The sequence below is a fragment of the Kitasatospora sp. NPDC030952 genome (assembly GCF_055571335.1).
In genome coordinates this window covers 1-8,181 of sequence record NZ_JBVIFM010000052.1, presented here as the reverse complement: position 1 = coordinate 8,181, position 8,181 = coordinate 1, and the positions used below count along the sequence as shown (strand labels likewise).

Annotated in this window: 5 protein-coding genes; 1 reads left to right on the top strand and 4 read right to left on the bottom strand. The window is 67.5% G+C overall.

The genetic code is table 11. The annotated features are described in order from the left end of the window. Window positions 1-161 precede the first annotated feature (161 nt). The gene (locus ACZ47G_RS39465; protein ID WP_465751330.1) at window positions 162-1,145 is read right to left on the bottom strand and encodes an IS481 family transposase; all 984 of its coding nucleotides are present in this window, start codon (window positions 1,143-1,145) and stop codon (window positions 162-164) included. On the opposite strand from ACZ47G_RS39465, the gene ACZ47G_RS39460 reads away from it, so the two are divergent. After that, on the top strand, window positions 1,030-2,166 hold the full coding sequence (locus tag ACZ47G_RS39460; protein ID WP_465751328.1) for an IS5 family transposase: 1,137 nt from the start codon (window positions 1,030-1,032) through the stop codon (window positions 2,164-2,166). The genes ACZ47G_RS39465 and ACZ47G_RS39460 overlap by 116 nt on opposite strands. A gap of 380 nt (window positions 2,167-2,546) precedes the next feature. Here the strand turns inward: ACZ47G_RS39460 and ACZ47G_RS39455 are convergent, their stop codons facing one another. The 3 genes from ACZ47G_RS39455 to ACZ47G_RS39445 form a co-directional block, all read right to left on the bottom strand. After that, entirely contained in the window at window positions 2,547-3,923 is a 1,377-nt protein-coding gene (locus tag ACZ47G_RS39455; protein WP_465751326.1) for a hypothetical protein, read from the bottom strand. After that, window positions 3,923-4,531: a hypothetical protein gene (locus ACZ47G_RS39450; protein WP_465751324.1), complete on the bottom strand. Its 609-nt coding sequence runs from the start codon at window positions 4,529-4,531 to the stop codon at window positions 3,923-3,925. Before ACZ47G_RS39450 ends, ACZ47G_RS39455 begins: the two co-directional genes overlap by 1 nt. Window positions 4,532-6,389: 1,858 nt before the next feature. Further along, on the bottom strand, window positions 6,390-7,937 hold the full coding sequence (locus ACZ47G_RS39445) for an ISL3 family transposase (protein ID WP_465751332.1): 1,548 nt from the start codon (window positions 7,935-7,937) through the stop codon (window positions 6,390-6,392). Between the last annotated feature and the right edge of the window lie 244 nt (window positions 7,938-8,181).

Genomic DNA, 8,181 nt, shown 5'->3' with positions numbered 1-8,181 from the left:
CGCCCCAACCATCGCGTTCGGGGCAGGTGATCATCGATCTGCACATAGAGTGCCGTCAGGAGGGTGTCCAGCTCTTCGGTCGTCACAACCCGAATACTGGACACCCTCCCTTCATGCCCGGAGCAGAACCGGCAAACCCAGCCGACTTCGGAACTACTCGTCTAGGTGTATTGACCCTTAGGGTTGTTCACGCGGCAGATCGGTGGCTTGCCTCCGAGTGCGGTGTGGCAGCGATGGTAGTTGTATTGGTGCAGGAAGTCGGCCAGGGCGGCGGTGCGTTCGTCGTTGCTGGTGTAGGGCCGCTGGTAGGCCCATTCGTCGAGCAGGGTGCGGTTGAAGCGTTCGACTTTGCCGTTGGTCTGCGGCCGGTAGGGCCGGATGCGCTTGTGGGCGATCCCCGCGGCGGTGAGGGTCCGGGTGAAGAGCCTGGACTTGTAGCAGGAGCCGTTGTCGGTCAGGACGCGTTCGACGGTGATGCCGTGGTCGGCGAAGAACGTTTGGGCCCGTTGCCAGAACGCGGCGGCGGTCTCCTGGCGTTCGTCGGTGAGTACCTCGCTGTAGGCGAGGCGGGAGTGGCCGTCGACGGCGGAGTGGACGTAGCTGTAGCCGACCACCGGCTTGCAGCTCCTGCGTTCGGTGCTGGTGGCCTGGCGGTTGCGGTCTCCGGCCTCGCGGCCGACCGTGCGCCAGCCGCCTCCGTCGGGGATGTTGCCGAGCTTCTTGATGTCGACGTGCACGAGTTCGCCCGGGCGCTCGCGCTCGTAGCGGCGTATCGGTTCGCCGCTGGGCCGGTCGAGCCAGGCCAGGCGGTTCAGGCCGTGCCTGGTCAGGATCCGGTGCACCGTCGAGGCCGGGATGCCGAGGATCGGGCCGATCCGCGCGGGTCCGAGTTTGCGGTCCCGCCGCAGCTCGCAGACCCGGGCCTCGACGGCGGCAGCGGTGCGGTGCGGGGTGGTGCGCGGGCAGCTGGAGCGGTCGAGCAGGCCTGCGTCGCCCTCGGCCCGCCATCGCCGCACCCACTTGTGGGCCGTGGCCCGGGAGACGCCCATCTCGGCGGCGACGTGCGCGACCGGTCGGCCGCCCTGGACCCGTTCGACCAAGAGCCGCCTGCCGTGCACGGTCAACCGGGCGTTACGGTGGGACACGAAGACCTCCGTGTGTGGTGTGGAGCCTAGACACCTCCACCACACCGGAGGTCTTCGCCATGATCAAGCCCGACCGCCGTCAACAACGCTCGTGGTCAATACATCTAGGCCGTGTCTCATAATTGATCTTGTGGTGGGTCGAGGAGAGATAACGGATGCTGCGTGGGCTCGGATCGAGCCGTTGCTACCGCAGCGGGATGGTGCCGGGCGTCCGTGGCGGGATCACCGTCAGGTGGTGAACGGGGTGTTGTGGCGGCTGCGTACGGGTGCCCCGTGGCGTGATCTGCCCGAGCGCTATGGTCCGTGGCAGACCGTCTATCGGCGTTTCGCCCAGTGGGAGAAGGACGGAACCTGGGCGGCGCTACTGCGGGAGGTCCGGGTCCGCAACGACGCGGTGGGGCACCGTGGAGTGGACGGTCTCGATCGACTCCACAGTCGCCCGGGCACACCGGCACGCGGCCGGCGCCCGCAAAAAGGGGGCCAGTCCGAGGACGAATCGGATGATCCGGCAGCAGTTGCGCGCCGCGAGGCGCTCGGCCGGTCCCGGGGCGGGCTGACCACCAAGATCCACCTGGCGGTCGACGGCCGGGGCCTGCCGCTGTCGATCGTGCTGAGCACGGGCGACACGGCCGACTGCACGATGCTGCCCGCCGTCCTCGACGCCATCCGCGTCCCACGCGTCGGGGCCGGGCGAGCGCGGACCAGACCCGACCGGGTCGTGGCCGACAGGGCTTACTCCTCCCGCAAGATCCGCAGCCTGCTACGGCGCCGACGGATCAAAGCGACCATCCCCGAACGCCGGGACCAGATCGCCGGCCGCGTCCGCCGCGCGAGCCGCGGCGGACGACCGCCGGCCTTCGACAAGGCCGCCTACAAGGGGCGCAACGTCGTCGAACGCTGCTTCGCCAAGCTGAAGCAATTCCGGGCAGTGGCCACCAGATTCGACAAGCTGGCCAACCGCTATCGGGCCGGCGTCGTCCTCGCCTCGCTGATCCTGTGGCTGCGAGCCGAGGAGCAATGACTCACCACAAGATCAATTGCGAAACACGGCCTAGGGCAGACCCGAGGAGTCCGCTCCGCCCGCGCGGAGGTAACCCGGCACGCTGCGCGGCTCGCTGGGCAAGGGCGGCATCCGTTCTACCGCGCGGAGGTGACCGACCGAGCGCGTGGTCGGCGACCTCGGGCAGTTGTCCGCTCCGCCCACGCGGAAGTGCCCCGCCATTTCTGGCGGGCAAGGCCGAGTTCGGGATGTCCGCTCCGCCTGTGCGGAGGTGCCCCGGCCGTGGTGCTCCGGTGCCAGATGTGCAGGCCGTCCGTTCCGCCCGCGCGGAGGTTCCCCAACTCAGGTGGACGGAAACCTCGTTGCCCAAGTGTCCGCTCCGATTACGCGGAGCGGACAGGCTATTCGTGGCCTCGAAGTGCCTCTAGATCACGAAGGTCTGCGGGAGACATTCCTCGCAGGACAGGGACTGCGCGGTCGATCATTTCTGAAAGGTAGAACTTTGCGCCGGTGCGTCCTGTTGCCACTAGGCGTTCGAAGTCACACCTGAGGTGTCGGGTTCCGCTTCCGACGGGGACTGTGGCTGAGACAACCTTGGATCGATTGCCCAGGACCAGGGCAAGTTCCGCGAGAACCTCGTCGTTCCAAATCTCGGTGTCACTGGGGGACGTGTACTCGATTCGTCGTCCGTTGTCGGCTTCGATCGTGACGTCTTCCAGGTCTGTGCTGATGTGCGCTGCTCGGTCGATGAGCACGCTCAGCGACGTGGGATCGCCGTGGCCCCACTCGAGATGATCCATGGAGGAAACTGGGCCTGGCGAGAAGTGGGAAACGTAGGTCGCGCTTCGGAATCCGAGCAGGCCAGAACCGACGAACCACCGGATCTCGCCAGTATCCGAAGCGGCGGCGGACAGATTACTGACCCGGCAGCTCTTCGCACGCCAGGAGGTCAGGCTAGCCCGCACCAGTCTCTGCAGACTTTCCGAAGAGGCCGGAACCTCCAGTTCGCACAGCACCTCCAGGTCGACGCTTCGACCGATCCTGCGCCAGAAGTCCTGACTGTCCGATACAGCGACGTCGAGAAGCACCTTCAGGCTCGTTGGGTCGAGGCGTGCCGAGATGCCGACCGCGCCTGGGAATGCAGCCGCGGAGGCCCCGGATCCCAGCCATACCGCCTGCAGGAGACGTGTGAGAACGCCGGCACGAGCCGGGTCCAGTAGCCCTTCAGCGGCCTGAACGGCCTCCCAGGTCTCGTCGGTCTCCGCTCGCTGGGCTGCGGTGAACCCCGCGTCGACCGTGGCGCTGAGCGTCTGGGCTCGCTGCTGGTCCACAAGGCCGCGCCCGCCCTGAAGAACCGCGTGGGACAGCAGCCCCAGGACAGGGCTGTTCCGGCCTGCGGCTCCGAATGAATGAATTGTCGAAGGCGTCGCGACGAGCGTATTGGCGCTCGCCGACTGCCTGGCAAGCTCAGCCGACTCACCACGGCGTAGCGGGGTCAGGGGCATGATGATCGGCTTGACCTCGGTGAGTACCTCGACGTCTTCGAGGATGTAGCCGGGATTGTCGCTCGTCCGTAGGTAGACATGCCTGACCGCGTCGTCCCCTGGCCAGCGCAGGACTAGGTCCGGGGCGTAGGTGTGGTTGAAAAAGTCGGTCGACTGGATCTCTACGGCGGAGTCCGATGCCTCGATTCGGGAGATCACCGCATGCTTGATCGATGACACGTTGTGTGTTGGATCGTCGGTCAGATCGGAAATGACTGCCGCGAACTCGTCCATTACAGCTCACCCCTCTCGATCTGCTTCGCGATGATCAAGGCCCGGTGTTGCGGAGTGATGACCAGCTTCTCCTGCTTCTCGGAGAGAACGATCACCCACATCCGGCGAGCGACGTCTGCGGCGAGATCCAGATCGATCTTCTCGAGAGCCTCGTCCTCACTCGCCGCGTCAAGAGCTCGGACACGGTTGCGCTCAAGAAGGAGACCCTTCACCACGCTCTCCTTCGAGCAGAGCTCCGACCAGCCCTTCACCCGGAACGGATGCCAGGTGATCCACATGAAGTGGTCTGCCAGTCGGGCATGGTCCCGCCGGGTCAAGTAACACTTCGCGACCCAGTCGTCCAAGTGCTGTCCCTGGTCGCCGTCACTCGAATAGTTCTTGCACTCCGCCACAAAGAAGTGCCCCTGGAACTCCCCACCGGAGAGAATCCCACCCACATCGAAGGAGTAGGGCTGGCTGTCGCCGTGAGGCCAGGCAAACTCAAGCCGGGACGCACTCATCGCGTCCTCGTTCGTCCACGACGACTGCACCCGTGTCGTGGCATCCAGCCAGAGCTTCGCGCGCCGTGCCCCGTCGGCACCCTTCTGGTGCATGGCCTCCCCTGGCATGACCGGCATCATAGCGGTCACCCCCGACAGCCACACCACCCACCCACAGGCCGGCACAACCGGCACGATGCAGATGAACCAGCCGCCCCGCCACCGAGCTGGCGCCGCCGGTTCACGAGGCCAGACACTTGAGAGCAAGGCCGCCACCAGCATGCTAGAGCATTCTCCGGCAGCGGCAGGCTCACCAGGACCGGGGTAAGGAGTGCCCGCTCCGATGTAGTTAGAGAAGCACCTCCCCGCCTCGGACTCCTCGATTTGTCGGTCCGGGCCCGACTTCAAAGCCAGTGTCCGCAGCACGTGACACGATGAGCCTGCGCACCTTGACACCTCAACAACACAGCTGGCCAGCTCCACCAACACACTTTAGGAACAGCAAAGTCGCTGCGCCGAAGGTCACGGAGGGTCCGCTCTGCCGGTAGGGAGGTGACCTGCCGCGCGACATCGTCCTCGAAGACGAGGCCACGGCCACTCCGCTTGTGGGCAGGTGACCCAGCAGTGAACTTTGTGCCGTGGTTTCTCGGAAGGTTTCGCTCCGCCCGCGCGGAGGTGCCCCGTGCATCATCCCGGCGTCGATGCTGCCGTACTCGTCTGCTCCGCCCGCGCGGAGGCGCCCCGCCCGGCGCCTGGCGACCCAACTCGACGCGGCGGTCCGCTCTACCCATGCGGAGGTGGCCCGTTGAGCAAGTCCACTGGTCTCGGGAAGGTCTAATTACTCTCCGTCGCGCGGGGTGACCCGGTCCACCGAACTCGGGCGGGGTGCCAGCCGAGGTTCGCTCCGCCCGTGCGGAGGTGCCCCAGCGGGTAGTCGGCGGCGCGGTGGGCAACGTACGTCCGTTCCGCCCGCGCGAAGGGTCCCCGGAGAGCGCGCCGACGCCGTGCCGGTAGCCGTGGTCCGCTCCGCCCGCGCGGAGGGCTGCCTCCTGCACGGTGAGAGTTCCTTCGTAGTTCTTCACCGCGGTGCTGTCCGCGAGCCGTGACACCAGGGGCAGCGAGCGCTCCTTGACACCACAACAGCACAACCCAGCCTCGCGAAGCCGGTCAACAAGACAGCAAAGGCTGCGCTGGCCACAGGTCGCGAAGGGTCCGCTCCGCCCGCGCGGAGGTGCCCCGCTGCCTACCCCTACTCCGTGCTGTGCACCTTCGTCCGCTCCGCCCGCGCGGAGGTGCCCCGACGTCGCACCCGGACTGCTGCAGCGCGGCTTGGTCCGCTCCGCCTGCGCGGGGGTGGCCCCCCGCACCCATCCTGAGCTTCAACTTCCAGCGGATCGGCCCCGCCTGCGCGGAGGTGACCCGGTGCTGCACGAGGTGCTGGAGACCCTGGACGAGTCCGCTCCGCCCGCGCGGAGGAGTGCCGCCGCCAGGGTGAGCGCGTGGGCAGCTCTTCACAGCGGTGCTGTCCGCGAGCCGTGACACCATGGGCAGCGAGCGCTCCTTGACACCACAACAGCACTGCCGACCCGACACTGCGGCACGGTCAAGAAACCGCAAAGGCCGCGCTGCGCCGCAGATCGCGAAGGGTCCGCTCCGCCCGTGCGGAGGTGCCCCGCTCCGGGCCCGCCGAAACTTCTTCGCCGGGTCGTCCGCTCCGCCCGTGCGGAGGTGCCCCGTCTCGGCCGCCGCCCCAATGTTCGGCAGGATCGTCCGCTCCGCCCGTGCGGAGGTGCCCCGCCGTCCGTAAGATCGTGACTACCGCCGGAGAGGTCCGCTCCGCCCGTGCGGAGGTGCCCCGGCGGCCTGCAGCGTGGTCGTCTTCCCTCGGGTGTCCGCTCCGTGTCGGCAACGGGTGAAACGAGGTTCTGGATCACTTTCCGTGCTGAGCTGGCGGACCATCACTGACAGTGCCAGCGGAGGGTGGCGGTCACGCGGCGAGGAGCACGCGCTTGCGCAGAAGGTCCAGGCCCGCCCGGCCGAACATCTGCCGCTTGAGCATCTTGATCCGGTTCACCTGCCCCTCCACCGCACCCGAGCTGAACGGCAGGCTCAACCCCGCCACCACCGCCCCAAGGTCAGAACCGATCCCGTTCACGAACGAACCCAACTCGGGCAGGTCGGCGGCCTTCACCTTGTCGATCCAGCCGACCAGCTGGTCGCGGCCGGTTCGGGCGGCCATCATCTCGGCGAAGGCGCGGACGTGGCCGGCGGTGGTGTCGAGCTGAGGACAGCGGGCGAGGACGCCCTTGAGCTTGAGGGCCTCGTCCATGGTGAGGCTGTCGGGGTGGCGGGTGATCCAGCCGGTCACGTCGCGGACTGAGGGCGGCCGGGTGGAGCGGTCCTTTGGCGGGGCTCCGAATCGCAGGGGCCGCAGGTAGTCGCGCAGGACCGTCAGGCCACCGGTGTAGCCTGCGGCCTTGATCTCGTCGAAGAGTGTCTTCGCGGTGGTGCAGCCTTCCTGCCATCGCTGGTGGAGGTAGGGCTTGTAGCCGTCCAGGACGCTGGTGCGGCCCTGCCACTTGCCGGCGACGAGTTCCTCCGGGGTGGCGGCATGGGCGAACCTGCGAACCGTGCCGCGGGCCAGGCCCAGTCGGCGGCTGATCTCCCGCCGGGACAGGCCCTTTTCGAGCAGGGCGTGCACGGCCTCGTGGCGTTCGCGGGTGCGGTCCGCGTATCGGTGGGCGCCCCGCTCCGCCTTCGCCGCTGTGGTGATCTTCTTCAATTCGGCGAGAGCCGCTGCGGATTCCTCGGGGGTGGGGACGCGGGCAGGTTCGCGCAGCTGGGGGGAGTGGCGGGTGACGCAGCGTTCCACGGCCTCGGTCAGGTTGTGGAACAGGTGCCAGCGGTCTGCGACTTGGACCGCGTCGGGTGCGCCGAGGCGGGCGCCTTCGGCATAGCCGGTGGCGCGGTCGCGGCAGATGACCTCGACACCGGGGTGCTCGGTCAGCCAGCGGGCGAAGGTGTCGGCTTCGCGGTCGGGCAGCAGGTCGACGGGACGGCGAGTCTCGACGTTGATCAGCACTGTCCCGTAGACGTGACCCTTGCGCAGGGCGAAGTCGTCAACTCCGAGTACTCGTGGTGTGGTTGTCTGCGGGTCGGGCATCGCGCGGATCAGCCTCAGCAGGGTCGAGCGGCTGACCTTCGAGCTGAGCACATCGGACAGGCGGGCGCCGGCTCGTCCGGCCAGCATCAGTGCCACCGCCTGCAGGATCGTCTGCAGTCGCAGGCTCCGCCGCCCGTGGCGGAAGGTGAGTCCGGCGACCTGTTCGACGAACGTCGCCCGGGGACACGACGTCGTCTGACAGCGGAAGCGTCGGACCCGCAGTTTCACGATCACCCGTCGGCCACCGACTGCCGAGTCGGCCAGCCGGCGCTCGTAACGGCTGTGGACCCGACGTGATCTGGTGCCGCAGGCCGGGCAGAGCGCCTCGGATGCACACGCGCAGGCAGCGACGGTCACGGTGTCGCCGCCCATCTCGATGTTCGATATCTCCAGGCCACCCAGGTTCGGAAACAGAACTTCCTCGGCATCCACGTCGGTCACGGGCATTGATCATCACGCACATCACGCAGTCCCGGTCGGAGACCATCGAAAGTGATCACAAGTCGTTGGGTTCGTTCGTGTGTCAGCGGACACGGCAGACTCCCCGCTGGCGGTCAGTTGGCCTCCCCGCTGGTGGACATGAAATCTCCCCGGTGACGGACAGCTGATCTCCCCG

Bases quoted from the DNA above. Each gene is read 5' to 3' on its own strand.
- ACZ47G_RS39445 (WP_465751332.1), bottom strand. From the start codon at position 7,937: ATGGGCGGCGACACCGTGACCGTCGCTGCCTGCGCGTGTGCATCCGAG.
- ACZ47G_RS39450 (WP_465751324.1), bottom strand. From the start codon at position 4,531: ATGCCAGGGGAGGCCATGCACCAGAAGGGTGCCGACGGGGCACGGCGC.
- ACZ47G_RS39455 (WP_465751326.1), bottom strand. From the start codon at position 3,923: ATGGACGAGTTCGCGGCAGTCATTTCCGATCTGACCGACGATCCAACA.